This window comes from Ochrobactrum teleogrylli (genome assembly GCF_037482325.1).
GTDB classification, from domain to species: domain Bacteria; phylum Pseudomonadota; class Alphaproteobacteria; order Rhizobiales; family Rhizobiaceae; genus Brucella; species Brucella teleogrylli.
Map to the genome: position 1 here is coordinate 563,748 of NZ_JBBHKQ010000002.1, position 13,880 is coordinate 577,627.

Sequence of the window (13,880 nt, forward strand, 5' to 3'; positions counted from 1 at the left end):
AGATAAGTCATGACGAAGGATGATCTGCACTATATGGGGCTGGTCGAAACGAGCGATTTGATTGCTCGTGGCGAAATATCCTCTGTTGAGGTGACGCAGTACCAAATCGCCCGTTGTGAGGCGCTTTCACATCTCAAAGCCTTCATAACCGAGACGCCCGAACTTGCACTCCGGCAAGCCGCCGCTGCTGACCGGGATATTGCCAACGGTCGACGCAAAGGCCTATTGCACGGCGTGCCTATAGCGCTCAAAGATCTCTATGATCTTGAGGATACACCAACGACGGCGGGATTACCGCTGCGACGCAACGCCAAAGCGTTTTCGAATTCTACAGTCACCGAGCGTTTGATTGATGCCGGGGCAGTTATCCTTGGCAAGACCAATCTTACTGAAGGCGCTTATGCGGAGCATCACGAACCTTATGGCACACCGATCAACCCATGGAACCCTGACCGCTGGTGCGGAGCTTCCTCCAGCGGAAGTGCTGTGGGGGTAGCATCGGGCCTGTTCTGCGCCGCGCTGAGCACAGAAACCGGCGGATCGATCAGGATCCCGTCCTCAATGAACGGAGTAACCGGCCTGAAGCCAAGTTGGGGGCGTGTGAGCCGGGCTGGCATTTATGAACTAGCCGGATCGCTCGACCATGCCGGACCGATCACGCGTAATGTGGTTGATGCAGCTGCTATCCTCGGTGTTATAGCAGGTCACGATTCTGCCGATCTTACTTCATCGCGACAGCCTGTCCCGGACTACCTTGCTGGGATCACCGATTCCATCAAAGGTCTGCGCATCGGTTTTGACATGGCATTCTCATCCTTGGGGACAGATGCGGAGCATATCCAAGCGCTTCAGTCCGCCGCAGATGTGTTGCGCGAGCTCGGCGCCAAACTGGTCGAAATAAAGGTGCCCGATACGTCGCAGATCATCTGGGATTGGTTCGATATCTGCGCAGTTCAGAATGCACTTGTGCATGACAAAGTATTCGACGAAACGCCCTACGCCGTCGGTCAGTCCTTGCGCGAGCTGGTGGCAAGAGGCCGAGCGCTTAAAGGTACAGACTATCAAAAAGCCATAAACCGCCGTGCTCTCTTCCGAAACGAATTCGACGCACTGTTTGCAAAAGTCGATCTTGTGCTTTCACCAGCAATGGCGTTTTCTGCCCCCACACTTTCAATGATGCGGAACTTTACGGACGAGCTTATTTCAGGCATTCATCGGTTCACGTGTCCCTTTACGATGTCAGGGCACCCGGTATTATCAATGCCCGGCGGCTCTCACAGCGATGGTATGCCAATCAACATTCAGCTGATCGGGCCCGCATTTGGCGAAGATATATTGCTCAGAGCGGGGCACGCTTTTCAATTGGCAACAGCCTGGCATAAACGTCACCCGTTAACGTTAGAGAACTGAATTATCGCCGCAAAGGCGTTTATTCATCGGCGAATCGAACGGAAATTCGATGTACCTTATGCAAATCGCGAATATCGCACATTGTTACGCGAGACATATGCGGGAACATTCATAAACCAGATTGTCAGTCAGAATCTGGGTAGCCTCGAGGATGATCCTTTCGGCTTTTGTGGCAATCAGCTGGCGCCGCCGGGATCATAAAGCAGGATCGTCGTTTTGACTTTGCGCATGAAATTGTCATCGAGCGAAAAACCCACCGTCGCTACTGCATAAATGTAGACGGATCGGGCGATGTGGAAATTTCCGTGCGCTCGCTTCCGATCAAAACGTTGACAATGGAAAGCGTTGGACTGCGGGCGGCACCGGCCAAGATAAGTCAGTCAACAACGATTGCCAGGCGCCTATTGAATACAGTTTCAGGGACATGCTTGGCGAAAATCACGACTCCCTTCCTTCATCGCGCAGTCCGAAATTGGCGAAGGCCGCAAAATTCCGACCTTTCCTTTAGCTATAAAAGCCAAAGAAGCCTTCAATATCTCTTCACCCAAGGCGAGAATAAATACAAAGAAATACGAAACCAGAGAATTTCTATTTCCATCGACTAGCCCCCATCATGTTCGCAACCGAGGGAAACGAACACCAGCATATTTTTTTGCGAGTTCGGCATAAAACGAGACTGCTGCTTAGATCACCTCACATGATAAAATTTGTCAATTTAGTGTTTTTTTATGGGCTGAGGGGTGCGTTTGTGTCTTTTAACAGTTACTTTGCCAAAATATAACACGTGAGAAACGGCAGAGGAAATTGAATATGTATCGTTTGATGCTACCCACGGTTTTTATTATCGCAAGTATTGTAACGGGCTGCCAATCGCTCGACGATCTTGACCGGGAAGCTTATCAGCGTTCTTGCGATAATCTCGATATTCCACGCGGCACGCCTGAATATTCTCAGTGCATGTTGCAGCAGCAGCAAATGGACAACGATAATTTCCAGCGCACCATGGATCGTGAGACCGAAGAGCGCCTTATTAAGAAGATGTAGCGGGTTAAATCGGCGTGCACGGTAGCGCGCACGCCGTACTCCTTGAAATGAATGAATCATCCATGAGATTATGAGATTTTCCAAAATAAATAGCCTACTTTCCGCGTTTGTTACTCTGACCCTTTTGCTCAGCGCAATCGGCAGCAGCTTGGCTCAGCAACAGACCGCCCCTCCCCGCCCGTTGATCGCTGGCGTCTATGTCAGCGCGCCATTCGTAACAAAAGACGGTGATCGCTATACGGGAATGGCGATTGAGTTATGGGAAAAGTCGGCAAGAGCTTTGGGGCGAACATACGAATTTCGCGAATATCCCTCATTTGAAGCCCTTATATCGGCCGTCGAAAACGGTGAAGTTGGAGCTGCTATTTCGAACCTGACAATCACGAAAGAGCGTGCGGCCAGAATTTTGTTTTCGCAGCCGTGGTACGATGCTGGTTTGAGAATAATGGTCGCCAATGAGAATACAGGCGGCTTCTGGCAAGTGATTAGCGGCCTCGAAGAAGCAGGTCATTTGCGCGCCATGCTGTGGCTTGTGTCATTCATCATTATTGCGACGGTTGTTTTGGCTTTTTTTTATCGCAGGTTCGACAAAACGTTTCCCCCCGAATGGCATGTCGGACTGGCCGAAAGCTTCTATGAAGTTATGTCGGTCGCGACTTCCGGAAAGATCACACGCCCTAATATTCTGGGCTGGCTTGGGCGTATCTCAGGCGGTCTGTGGATGGTGTGCGGCGTGGCGGTGATAGCCTACGTAACTTCGTCCGTAACCAGTGTGATGACCGCTCTTTCGCTCACGCACCAGATCAACTCCATAGCAGACCTACCCGGACGAACAGTTGGTGTTCTCGGTGGAAGCGTGGCCGAGACATATGGCCGCGAATTGCGCCTTGAAGTGAGAAGCTTTACGAACTTACAAGACGCGATAGACGCACTTTCCAGTGGTGAAATTGATGCGATAATCGGCGATGCTCCTGTGCTTGAATACTACGTGCACACTAAACAGGATTCCGGTCTGTCAGTAGTCGGCGCGATATTCCATCCTGACAAATACGGTTTTGCCTTCCAGCATAATGATCCCATCGGCCATCAGGTGACTTTGCAGATCCTCGCAGAACAGGAAACGGGAGAACTTGGAGTTCTCCGCCGCAAATATTTCGGAAACCAACAATAATCGAGACGGGTAGATGATCAAAACCATCATGGCTCCAAGTGTCGCCCTTTCCGGAACAATGTTTGTGCCGCAGTTGATGGCAGAAGCCCGGGCGCAAAACACGGTGGAATGCCGGTCACGCAATTATCAGTATGATGAGTGCTACGCAGGCCCGCTTTCAAAGCCGCAACTCATTCATCAGACCTCCGGATCACCCTGCATTCTCAATAAGACATGGGGCTATAACCCCAATAGCAAATATGTGTGGGTGGCACAGGGTTGCTCAGGCGTGTTTGCCCATGTTGGCGGCTACCATCATGGCCGAGGGGTGGAGTGCACCCCGTTTCACCGGACACGTCGGCTAATTTGATTTAGCCCCGATGAACTGCCGAGGGGAAGCCATCTTGAGCGCGGAATGTGGATGGATTTCATTATAGTCCTCGATCCATCCGTCGATGAGCGGGAGCGCTGTTTGTGCGTCCGGTAGTGCTGCGATGCGGATGTAATCCCGCTTCAGGGTTTTAACGAATGCCTCGGACATTCCGTTCGACTGCGGGCTGGCCACCGGCGTGAAGCAGGGCGTCAGATTGAGGGCTTGAGCAAACAGCCTCGTGTCCCGCGCGGTATAAGCCGAGCCGTTGTCAGAGAGATGCTCGATAGCATGCGGGGCTCGTGTTGCCTGGAAGCGTTTCTCGACCGCCTCCAGCATCATATCGCGCACGTCCGAGCCGGAGATGCCCGCATTGGCAACTGCCGTCCAGGCAATGATCTCCCGGTCGAAGGCATCGATGATGAAAGCGAGACGAATGACCTCGCCATTCCAGCAGGTGAACTCCAGACCGTCCGAGCACCAGCGCAGGTTGGATCGCATAACCATGACCTTGCCGTCATGGATGCGGCCCTTGCGAACGGCGGTATGCTTCTCCAGCAGCATGGCGTGGTTGCCCATGATGCGATGGACCCGTTTGGCGTTGACGACAGGCTTATCGGCGGCTCGCTTCTCGCGATTGAGGAGCGCGGCGATCCGCCGATAGCCATAGGTCGGCCTCTGGTCCACCAGCCTGCGGATGACGGGCAGGAGCTCCGCATCCTCGGCCTTATGATAGGACCCGCGCGGCTTTGATCTGCCTTTCAACCGCTCGATGAGGTTGGAACGGGAGACGCCCAAAGTTTCGGCGACAGCCTTCATCGCGAACCGTCCTTCGGCAACAAGATCGGCCGCGATATCCGTTTTTTTAAGTCCGCTTTGGAAAGAGCTTCGCGGAGGATTTCGACCTCCATCGTCTTGCGGCCGAGCATGCGCTCCAGCTCGCGGACGCGATCTTCCAACTTCTTCACTTCCGAATTGCCGACAACCGGCTCGTCAGAATCCACGGCTGCAGCACCTCCCTCGCTCAAGAGCCTGCGCCATCGGTAAAGCAGATTGGGCGCAACGCCATGGCGGCGAGCGGTAGACGATACCGTCTCGCCTGGTTCAAAACTCTGCTCAATGATCGTCAGCTTTTGCTCGGTTGTCCACCGCCTGCGGCGAACATCACCCGTCAACAATTCAACGTGTCGATACTCGTTAGACATAAGCCTGTCCTCAAGCCTGTGCTTGAGCCTTTCTGCTTATGCCGACTGTCCGGTCGAAATGGGGGGCAGTTCAAGGGGATACATTCGATCCTGGCGCACGTATGTACGACCACCGGGGGCATGATGTTGGCGGCGTTGTCGCTGGAGCCGTGCTTGGCGCAATCATCGAAGGCATCGCGGAAGATGACAAACATAAGCACCACCACACAACCAGCAATTACAAAGATGATGGCGGTTATAACGGCTGTCACGGCATCGGATGCACAGTCGATAATCCCGACGAAGAAATAGATGTTCGCCCGCAGTTCGACAAAAACGGGGAAACGAATTTCGACACGCACGGCAATTATATCGGTTGCCATGGCGTCGGTTGCTTGGTCGATGACCCTGACAATCCAAACTAAACCGGGGCAAATGCGTGAACCACGGTCAGCTCAGATCAGTTGCTCACAGTATTGCTGTTCTTCGCAAGGGGTTCAGCCTGATTACAGGTTTTATGATCTGCACGTCTACGAAGATGCATTGCGTTCTGAAAACGGCACATCGACCGTGGATTTATTGACCGGCAAAGTAATCAAGGGATAGCCGCCCTGATCTTGCTGCTGCCGTCCTCTGCCTCCTCAGAGAATTTGATCGCCTATGCAAAGCAAAAGGCTTTTCGCGCAGTGACTGCCAAAATGCTTTGGCCCATTTCCAAGCGAACAAGTGCAGTCGGGGATTTACGTTTCTCTTTGACGACAAATCAGGACGAGCGACCGAAAACTGACTTCCGAGGCGTTCGGGCCCACCGCGTGATTGAAACATTTCCCGTTGGAAGATTAAGACGCAGGGCAATTCGCCGGTTCGCAAGATGTAGGTTGGCGGACGCGATTGAAATTTAGCGGGGGGCTCGAACCAATTGAGGTTCTACAACCGCGTCCAAGAACTTATATAGGCAGAGGCATCTTTGTAGGCAAGGTAAGGAAATTAACTAATGAACTTTTTGCGTCGTATTTTTGGCGGGCTGCAGCCGTCCTATCTCATCCGATCTTATTTGATCGGGCTGATTTTCTTTGCCCTTATGATCGGCGTGGCGTTGAACGCGGAAACCAAGAACGGTTCGCCTGTCGGCCTGATAGTTTTCGCCTCGCTGAGCACGTTGCTCTTTCCGTTCGCGAAGCTGGTTTGGGATGAGCTTCGCGATCTGGCCTTCGGAAACAACGTGATTTTTATGAACGCGATGATGCTGATCATGCTCAAATGGTTAGTCAACGGCTTTCTCTGGGCGTTTGCGATTTTCGTTGCACCGATCGGAATCCTGTATTTGTGGCTCCGCACCCGTCAGCCTTTAGCGAGGTTGGATGAGGAGGTATAAAGCAAGCACCGACGGAAACTGAGATCATGCGGACAATAACGTTTGGAATCGTTCTTTAAGTTGGTCGGAATTTCAGCTTCGGTCCCGCCGAACCGATTGAGAATGAAAGGTGATAAAGCCTCCGTGGCATACGCCGCGGCCAGTTCTTCCGAAGCCTGAGCGGAAAACCATGCATTATTGCCTTCTTCAAAATGAAGGAATAGAGGAAATCAATGTCGAAGCTTTTTTTGCGTCCTTGACATTTCTTTGCGTTCTCACCACCGCTCCGGTGATGGCGCAGGAGCACCAGGAAAGCGTCGTTCTGTCCGTCTCACCGAAAGCCAGAGATGCTCATTTTTCAGGCGATAAAATAGCTCTGGCTGATTTTTTCCTTTCTCGTCGGCACTGTCGTGCAAGCGGCCCGTAAGGAAGATTAAGTTCCTGCGCGATTTCGGTGAGCTTTCGACCTTTAGCGCGTCTCTTTTCCACCTCCTCAATAACCGCCGCGGAGAATGTGATTGTGGCTGGGCGTCCGGGTTTTTGGCGGGGCGGAAGAACCTCACCAGCAGCAAGTGCATTGTGGTATTGAATGACTTTTGCGACGGTCGCATGATTCAGTCCTAATCGGGTTGCAATTGTGCCTATCGCATGGCCTGCAAGCCTCAACCGGACAATCTCTGGTTCGAGTGGCGCAACGGGTGGCCGTTTTCGGCGACCATTTGCATGCGCTCTATTCTGGCCCAACCGTATGCATTCTACCCACCGCTTAGTGTCCTCTTGCGCTAGCAGCCACGCCTTTATCTTCTCCGTCCAACGCCAAAGCAAACGCCATTCACATCCCAGCTCTCGTGCGGCGCTTCTGTAGGATTTTTGTTGTGGCAGTTGCCTGATAAAGGCGGGCAGGAGTTCACGGTGATTGATATTGGAAAAAATCGATCTAGTCCGGCGAGTGAACATGCGATTGCAATCTTTACAGCAAAACCTCGGCAGTTCGTTCGAGCGGGTCCCGCCTCTTTTTAAGAGATAAGCATTTGGAGTTCTGCAGAATGGGCATGGAGGCGGTGTCGTGGACAGTGAACAACATTCTTCAAGTTCGTTCAATAAATGGCTTACCAAATCCGCGTGCAGGTGGGATAAGGCTTTTTCATTCAGCATGGGTCGCGCGGGGTCATTCATCGCAGAAATCGTAAAGCGCTTTGTCGATCGGTAAGAACACTGCTTTCAAGCCACCTGCGAATAAAAAAGTACAGTTTAACCCTGGATAATGGGACACAACATACTAGTCCAGAAGCCGACGCCGGACCAGAATTCGATTATTCACCTCGTCATCCCGGCTCTGGTCCGCACGCTTTATCAACATCATTTCCAACGGATTTGGCTCCGCTTTTTCTCAGTGCAGCGAAGATAGTGAAGATCGCACATGAGATTGCCGCAACTCCGGGAAGACCGTGCGGCGAAAACTCCATAGCTAAACCGCCAATCAGGGGGCCGACAAGAGCGCCGAGACCCCAAGCTATCGACAATAAAGCGTAAACGCTGACCAGCTCTCCGCCTCTAAAGCGATCTCCGAGGATCGCAATCATTGTCGTATAAATCCCAACGAATGCGCCGCCCCAGGCAAATAGCAGCGGATAAGCGAGCCAGTCATGAGAAAGCGCAAACGGCCAGACAAGCGCCCCTACCGCTGACATTGCACCGAGAACGACAATAAGGAGTTGGCGTTTAACCCTGTCGCCGATCCAGCCAATGGGAAGCTGTAGCGTAATTGAACCCAGGAGCAGGATCGTGAGTAACAGCGTCGCCGATTGCTCTTGCCATCCTAACTGAATTGCATATAGAGGGAGCAAGGTCAAACCCGCGGCTTCAAGAGCCGCGTTCAGCGCGGCAGCGGCGATTGCCAATGGAACAACTTTCAGAAAGGCAATTAGACTCGTTTTGCTTTCCTCCGCCGACTGTACTTCTGCTGGCCGGCCGCTCTGCAGAACGAGAAAGCCAACGAATGCAAGTGCGGCCCCAATGACGAACGCAAGCGATTGATCACGCCCCACAAGCGTCAGGATAGCGGGCCCCAATGCTGTGCCGGCCGACAGGGCAGTAACGTAGATAGCTATCGTTTTACCACGATTTGCCTCAGCGGTGATCTGGTTCAACCACGCTTCAGAGACCACGAACATGGTTTCTGAAGCTGCACCCAGCGCAGCACGCAGTGGAAACCAGATCCAAAAGAATGGTGATGCGGGAAAAAGTGCAAACAATCCGCCAGCTGCCAGAAGCGCTCCTTTGGCAAGCCTGCCAAAACCAAATCGCTTTAAAAGGGCGGGAAGAAAGGGGGCGATCATAAGAACGCCGACCGCATACATCGCACCATTTACGCCGATCAACGCCTCGGAATACCCTGCATCAGACAGCTCCAGTGCTATCAGTGGCGCGCTGAGCCCATATGTCAGGCCAAACATGGCTGCCGTGAGGATCACAACAGCCATTGTTCTTAATGAACCTGTCATGGGGTAACCCTTTCACTCTCGGAACGTTCTTCCTTGCTGACCAGTTCTCTTTTTGATTGAAACGCCTGACGCAAGCGCTTTCTCCAGCGTCTCTCGCTATTCTCGACGACCTCATTGAGAAGTCGGCTATAGTCAAGCACGAGACCCGGGGTCCAGGTCATCGCTTCAGCTCTGCCTCGGACAATGCGCATCAACCAAAAATGTGGGTCGCTGACTATACGGAATACGTCGCGCCAAAGTCTCCCCGTATCACCGGCGCCTTCGATTGCGGCGTCAAGCGCTTGAATGACAGTCGTCGAGCAATTGCGTGCGGTCAGATTGTAGGTTTTATCGCGAGCGTAAGCCTTCCAAAATGTTCGCAGCGACTGCGGGTTAAACCGGCTAAAACTGATCTTCTGATCCGGCATACACCAAGCGGCAGCTTCCTCTTTTAGAGATGCATTGAAACGGCCAGGCACATCGTTTTCGGGCCTCGCCGAAAGAAGTGCACGGAAATCGTCGGGATTATGATCGATATCATCCGCCGGATAATGGCTCACATAAAGATCAGGCGGCATTTCAAGCGCTGCATGTCCCGTGGAAATAACACCTTTCTGGTCGACGGCCGCAACATATCGGTCGATAACGAGCCGACGCTGGGGATCTGAGACCGAGCCCACTGCGGTCCAAACATAGACGTTGAGGATCATGTCCTTTTCGACAATTGTACCGTCGGCGACTATGGGATGGATTTTACCGCCCTGCCAATTCCGCGCTGCATAGAGAGGAAGCGACATTATTGAGGCGCCGTCGGGTAGACGTCGCAAGGGGAGCGCCATACGCACAAGTGCATAGCCCGACGTTATCAGGAGTAGAGCAAAACAAAACGGAACCGTTAGCAAGTGCGGAACCGGCCATGCAAAAAGGATCATAAGCGCCAAGCCGAATTCAACCAGTCCAGCCACTATTCCAAAGCGCCAGCGCGGGCTACGTAAAACATAAGCCGATCCAATCCGGAACAATCCGTCGACAAGAAACGCGGTTCCAAAAACGATCGCGGCACCAATATTGTTGTCCCATGGCACATTGAAAACGAGAAAGGCGGCAAATAGAAACGCCACTCCCCGCAATGCATCGATCCAGTGACGGCGCAAACCGAGCGCAGCTGCGGCTATGATTTCTACAAATCCTTCGACTATGAGGAAAATAGCCAGCGTGTCCAGAAAGACGGAGAGCTTTCCATCGCTAAGATCGAACAGGATCAGGATGCCCAGGAGCATCCATACGATACCCGCCGCCATGAGAAGTCGCCACATGGGCTTTAAGGCGCGCGCACCAAGAAGGAGAAAAAGGAGTCTGACCATTATTTAGGAGCACTTGTACGAGATTAATCTATCGACAGCTTGATTTTATTTTATTGCTGTCGAAGTATGTCGAATAAGTAAAGCATTAAAAAATGATTGTAGTATTTGGTCACGTTTTCCACACCAATAAGGTCCGGCTTTCTGCCTTGCGACTGATTACCATGGAACAGTTTTCCAATTGTAATTAGCATAGTAAACCACACGGTAGAGCATCGATTCCGGTAGATGTCCAAACTGCTGACCTTGCTATTAAGATGTGCTGATTTCCAGTCTAGCACGCGGTCTGCTCAGGTTCTGCCGTTGATAGCACGAAATGCCGAAGGGGCCTTCGGCATTGGACCGAGTGCACGGATTGAAAGCCCCTTCTAACCAACCCGGCTTCTTGCAACCAAGTTAATCATAGAGGGATTGCTCGATAATGGCTTTATTGTTTCTTTACGCACCGCCAACGTCAAAGACTATGTCGCTGGCCGCCAGGTCCGCGAGCGACACATTCTCGACGAGGATGCCGAAATCATCAGTGCCATTGAAGGAGATGTAGACACCGTCTTCAACGTCGCGTGACGCCGCAAGGAAAGCGTCAAAGTCGTCTATTCCTGTAACACCTTGCGCGGTTTCGGAAAACTCGATCCTGTCGCCGCTTGCACCATCAAAGTCGAGAATACGATCGACGCCCTCGCCAGATGGTGGAATCAGGAACCAGGAGAACGTATCTGCGCCGGGACCGCCAGTGAGCTCATCCGAACCGCCTCCACCATCATTCTGAAGCCTGTCGTTACCTTCGCCACCGAAAAGGCGATCGTCTCCACTACCATGCAAAATGCCCTGATCGACGAGGGTATCGTTTCCGCTCCCACCGTCAAGCACGTCATTGCCAGAGGATGACGAAAAGAATGCCTCACTTGCCTCGGAACCAAGAAGCTGGTTGTTCTGGTCGCCGGCCACATGAGAGGAGATGCCTTCAATATTGAGGAAGGTGAGCCCAGTAGCAGTCGTTCCGCTCGCCGCATCAAAAACGATCGGGGTCTCCGACTTGCCAAACTCGATCGCGAGTATGTCGTAGCCGGTGCCCCCATCCACGAAACAGTCTCGGGAGGCATCGATCCAATCGTCCCCGTCGCCGCCACGGATGACGTCATTGCCTCCAAAACTTGCAAGCCGGTCATTTCCGTTGCCGCCATCGAGATAGTCATCACCGTCATAGCTGTACAGGACATCAGCCCCATCGCCACCAAGGAGTATATCGTCTCCGTCGCCATCGTTCAGCGAGTCGCGGCCACCCCCGCCATCCAGAAAATCGTTGCCGGTTCCACCGTCGAGGTAGTCATCGCCCTCGCCACCCAAGAGCATATCATCACCACCGTCACCCCATAGCCAGTCCGCGCCAGGTCCACCCTGGACCAAGTCATCTACGTCGGTAGCCGCCCCGCCAACCGAGACATGGGAGGCGGTAAATGGGATACTGGAGTTGGCCCCATCAGCAGACGTATCCTCGGAGGGTTGTGGATCGTCGCCGACACTCACTGGCGCATTGGTCTCGTAGATACGTGCGGTTTCAGCAGGTATCCCAAAGCCAGCCTGAAAGACTGCAATCGAGCCGAACTGATTGAACTCTTCAGTCTCAGAAACATTCCTGATCCAATCGACATTGTCGCTAGACTGCAAAGCATCAGCGCGTTCATCTTCTCGAAGTTCGGCCATGTCCCGGATCCTCCTAGACATTAGGAATAATTGTCAGTTTCGCTATGTCACGCCAGTAAAAATCAAACGATACCTTTCGTCAATAACGGATAATTGTGGATACTTTACTTCTATATTTTAATTATTTTACACAACTTTTAATGTTTTTGAAATATGGCCAATGGGAACCGGTTCAACTTGAAGCGCACATCAACGTCATAACAATCACCTTTCAGATCGTCGTTTGTAAGATACTAGAGCTATATTCGAATTCGACGTCGTCGAGAAAGGGCCGATCCTGGGGCTGACAATTAAATTCTAAGAAATCTGAACCTATACGATGGATACGCCAGCACGGGCACCAGGCGGAGGCGGATGGCTGGACCCGTGCGCCATCCTCGGAACAGCTGCAGCAGCTTGTGCATTGGAGAGACGCAAATAAGTTGGATCATTTTAGGGGAAGCTATTCTAACATCTGTGCTGGCACTGGTTGCGCTTGCCATGATTTGGCACGCGGGGCGCTAGCCGATTATACCAGGCAGTGCATTTTTACCCTTGACCACTGTCCTTGTTCCCCTATTTCATGCCTTTGCGCAGGCTTTCCAGACCGATGGCAACCCAACTTGCGCGAGCCCCGGCTATCGCCCCCCGAAGGCCGGGGCTTCTGTTTGAAGCGATATGCCGCAGATCTTAAAACCCTTGATCAGTAAGCCTCTCTGGTCGAGTGACCACGAAATCAATTCAACACACATGCGGATTTCTCTCCTGCCGGCGCTGAGAAATCGCGGGGTCGATATCTGCTGAAACCAGCAGATCTTGCCTTTTAGCGAAAGCGACAAATAGTCCCCGGGCCGTTTCGGGGTCAATTTCACCGCGCAATGCGGCCGCGCAGGCCTTTAGTGCAATGTTATGGGCTGGGTTTCGGAGTGACGCGGGCTGTTCTGAAAGAAACCGGTAGGCCTCAGTCGCATTGCGAACCTCGACCGGAAGGCCAAGGCCAACAAGAATGGAAACTGGCTTTTCAAACAAATCGGTTCTCATCGTACTCTCCTTTCTAGCCGTAAGGTTTTGGCTTGCCGTTAGCCCTCAGTGGATGACTGGTCACATAGACGTAACGGTGCGGACTGCACTGAGGAATGTACTTATATTACTCCTCGTCGCTTACGTTAGCCGCCTCCAGAATATCAATGAGATCGGCGATTATTCCCGACGGTAGTGAACGTCCGTCATTGACGAGTGCTTCGTCAGCATTGATCCACGCCCAAGCTTGGGCAAGCTCTGCTGATGATGCTCCAGTCGCGTTAATTGCTGCGGCTAGCGCCTCGTCGGTGGGTCCCAAAATAGCGGTTATTTCTTTGATTTTCATCTGAGCTACCTTTGTATTCCCGGGAAGCGGAAGCCCAATTCCCGTCTAAGTCCTCAGTGCAATTTGAATTCGCCATCAACGCGGCGCCATTCGTTTGGCCCAATCAGGCGCTGATGTGTGTAGCGCACGGAATGTAACGGGCCATCAAGTTTGGCCTGCCAAAAATCCAGAAAGCGGTGCATTTCCGGAAAATCCGGCGCCAGATCGTAGTCTTGCCAGACATAAGATTGCAAAACGCATTCGAAATCGGGAATTCGATAGAGTATGTGGGCGGTGGTGAGGCCATAGCCGTGCATCTGACGTTCCAGATCCGATGAAAATCGCATGATTCATCTCCGTTTCAAGATAGCCAAAGACTGACAATAAATGTTGCTCCGCTTCCTGAAAAATTCAACAGGAAAATGATTTTATCGTTCGTTACCAGTGCCTTGGCAGCATTCAGCAGCGAATGCTAATTTTTCTCGTCTCCCCCCTT

The 13,880-nt window shown here is 52.3% G+C and carries 14 protein-coding genes; 7 read left to right on the plus strand and 7 right to left on the minus strand.

Annotated features, from left to right (window positions below):
- Window positions 1-9: 9 nt before the first annotated feature.
- From WIX40_RS20180 to WIX40_RS20195, 4 genes are all read left to right on the plus strand, one after another.
- A complete protein-coding gene (locus tag WIX40_RS20180) occupies window positions 10-1,410 on the plus strand; it encodes an amidase (protein WP_339441719.1) in 1,401 nt (466 codons plus the stop codon).
- 810 nt (window positions 1,411-2,220) lie between these two features.
- Window positions 2,221-2,454, plus strand: a complete 234-nt coding sequence (locus WIX40_RS20185; RefSeq protein ID WP_339441720.1) for a hypothetical protein — start codon at window positions 2,221-2,223, stop codon at window positions 2,452-2,454.
- Window positions 2,455-2,524: 70 nt separating this feature from the next.
- A complete protein-coding gene (locus WIX40_RS20190) occupies window positions 2,525-3,625 on the plus strand; it encodes a transporter substrate-binding domain-containing protein (RefSeq protein ID WP_339441721.1) in 1,101 nt (366 codons plus the stop codon).
- A gap of 13 nt (window positions 3,626-3,638) precedes the next feature.
- Complete coding sequence (locus WIX40_RS20195; protein WP_339441722.1) at window positions 3,639-3,974, plus strand: DUF3011 domain-containing protein; 336 nt, start codon at window positions 3,639-3,641, stop codon at window positions 3,972-3,974.
- Here the strand turns inward: WIX40_RS20195 and WIX40_RS20200 are convergent.
- A protein-coding gene (locus WIX40_RS20200; protein WP_339441723.1) for an IS3 family transposase occupies window positions 3,966-5,179 on the minus strand; the annotation gives its coding sequence in 2 pieces (ribosomal slippage) (window positions 3,966-4,843 and window positions 4,843-5,179; 1,215 coding nt in all). The two genes, WIX40_RS20195 and WIX40_RS20200, sit on opposite strands and share 9 nt — an antisense overlap.
- A gap of 101 nt (window positions 5,180-5,280) precedes the next feature.
- Here WIX40_RS20200 and WIX40_RS20205 point away from each other — a divergent pair.
- The 3 genes from WIX40_RS20205 (at window position 5,281) to WIX40_RS20215 (ending at window position 6,939) form a co-directional block, all read left to right on the plus strand.
- Window positions 5,281-5,583 (plus strand): hypothetical protein, encoded by a 303-nt coding sequence (locus tag WIX40_RS20205; RefSeq protein WP_339441725.1) that lies wholly within the window; start codon window positions 5,281-5,283, stop codon window positions 5,581-5,583.
- 569 nt (window positions 5,584-6,152) lie between these two features.
- Window positions 6,153-6,533 carry a hypothetical protein gene (locus WIX40_RS20210; protein WP_339441727.1) on the plus strand — a complete coding sequence of 127 codons (381 nt, stop codon included), beginning with the start codon at window positions 6,153-6,155 and terminating at the stop codon, window positions 6,531-6,533.
- A gap of 169 nt (window positions 6,534-6,702) precedes the next feature.
- Window positions 6,703-6,939: a hypothetical protein gene (locus WIX40_RS20215; protein WP_339441728.1), complete on the plus strand. Its 237-nt coding sequence runs from the start codon at window positions 6,703-6,705 to the stop codon at window positions 6,937-6,939.
- An 898-nt stretch (window positions 6,940-7,837) separates the two neighbouring features.
- On the opposite strand, the gene WIX40_RS20220 is transcribed toward WIX40_RS20215, so the two are convergent.
- The 6 genes from WIX40_RS20220 to WIX40_RS20245 all read right to left on the minus strand — a co-directional run bounded on the left by WIX40_RS20220 (window position 7,838) and on the right by WIX40_RS20245 (window position 13,731).
- Window positions 7,838-9,016 carry an MFS transporter gene (locus tag WIX40_RS20220; RefSeq protein ID WP_339441729.1) on the minus strand — a complete coding sequence of 393 codons (1,179 nt, stop codon included), beginning with the start codon at window positions 9,014-9,016 and terminating at the stop codon, window positions 7,838-7,840.
- Window positions 9,013-10,296: an HdeD family acid-resistance protein gene (locus tag WIX40_RS20225; protein ID WP_339441731.1), complete on the minus strand. Its 1,284-nt coding sequence runs from the start codon at window positions 10,294-10,296 to the stop codon at window positions 9,013-9,015. The genes WIX40_RS20220 and WIX40_RS20225 overlap by 4 nt, the downstream gene beginning before the upstream one ends.
- Window positions 10,297-10,794: 498 nt before the next feature.
- A complete protein-coding gene (locus WIX40_RS20230) occupies window positions 10,795-12,060 on the minus strand; it encodes a calcium-binding protein (RefSeq protein WP_339441733.1) in 1,266 nt (421 codons plus the stop codon).
- Window positions 12,061-12,780: 720 nt separating this feature from the next.
- Window positions 12,781-13,080 (minus strand): DUF982 domain-containing protein, encoded by a 300-nt coding sequence (locus WIX40_RS20235; RefSeq protein WP_339441734.1) that lies wholly within the window; start codon window positions 13,078-13,080, stop codon window positions 12,781-12,783.
- 106 nt (window positions 13,081-13,186) lie between these two features.
- The gene (locus WIX40_RS20240; RefSeq protein ID WP_339441736.1) at window positions 13,187-13,405 is read right to left on the minus strand and encodes a hypothetical protein; all 219 of its coding nucleotides are present in this window, start codon (window positions 13,403-13,405) and stop codon (window positions 13,187-13,189) included.
- A 53-nt stretch (window positions 13,406-13,458) separates the two neighbouring features.
- Window positions 13,459-13,731: an usg protein gene (locus tag WIX40_RS20245; protein ID WP_339441738.1), complete on the minus strand. Its 273-nt coding sequence runs from the start codon at window positions 13,729-13,731 to the stop codon at window positions 13,459-13,461.
- Window positions 13,732-13,880 lie beyond the last annotated feature (149 nt).

Excerpts from the sequence above, each read along its gene's own strand:
- WIX40_RS20220 (WP_339441729.1), bottom strand. The coding sequence starts at position 9,016 with ATGACAGGTTCATTAAGAACAATGGCTGTTGTGATCCTCACGGCAGCC.
- WIX40_RS20195 (WP_339441722.1), top strand. The coding sequence starts at position 3,639 with ATGATCAAAACCATCATGGCTCCAAGTGTCGCCCTTTCCGGAACAATG.
- WIX40_RS20215 (WP_339441728.1), top strand. The coding sequence starts at position 6,703 with ATGCATTATTGCCTTCTTCAAAATGAAGGAATAGAGGAAATCAATGTC.
- WIX40_RS20180 (WP_339441719.1), top strand. The coding sequence starts at position 10 with ATGACGAAGGATGATCTGCACTATATGGGGCTGGTCGAAACGAGCGAT.
- WIX40_RS20225 (WP_339441731.1), bottom strand. The coding sequence starts at position 10,296 with ATGGCGGCGGGTATCGTATGGATGCTCCTGGGCATCCTGATCCTGTTC.
- WIX40_RS20235 (WP_339441734.1), bottom strand. The coding sequence starts at position 13,080 with ATGAGAACCGATTTGTTTGAAAAGCCAGTTTCCATTCTTGTTGGCCTT.
- WIX40_RS20240 (WP_339441736.1), bottom strand. The coding sequence starts at position 13,405 with ATGAAAATCAAAGAAATAACCGCTATTTTGGGACCCACCGACGAGGCG.
- WIX40_RS20185 (WP_339441720.1), top strand. The coding sequence starts at position 2,221 with ATGTATCGTTTGATGCTACCCACGGTTTTTATTATCGCAAGTATTGTA.
- WIX40_RS20210 (WP_339441727.1), top strand. The coding sequence starts at position 6,153 with ATGAACTTTTTGCGTCGTATTTTTGGCGGGCTGCAGCCGTCCTATCTC.
- WIX40_RS20230 (WP_339441733.1), bottom strand. The coding sequence starts at position 12,060 with ATGGCCGAACTTCGAGAAGATGAACGCGCTGATGCTTTGCAGTCTAGC.
- WIX40_RS20245 (WP_339441738.1), bottom strand. The coding sequence starts at position 13,731 with ATGCGATTTTCATCGGATCTGGAACGTCAGATGCACGGCTATGGCCTC.
- WIX40_RS20205 (WP_339441725.1), top strand. The coding sequence starts at position 5,281 with ATGTACGACCACCGGGGGCATGATGTTGGCGGCGTTGTCGCTGGAGCC.
- WIX40_RS20190 (WP_339441721.1), top strand. The coding sequence starts at position 2,525 with ATGAGATTTTCCAAAATAAATAGCCTACTTTCCGCGTTTGTTACTCTG.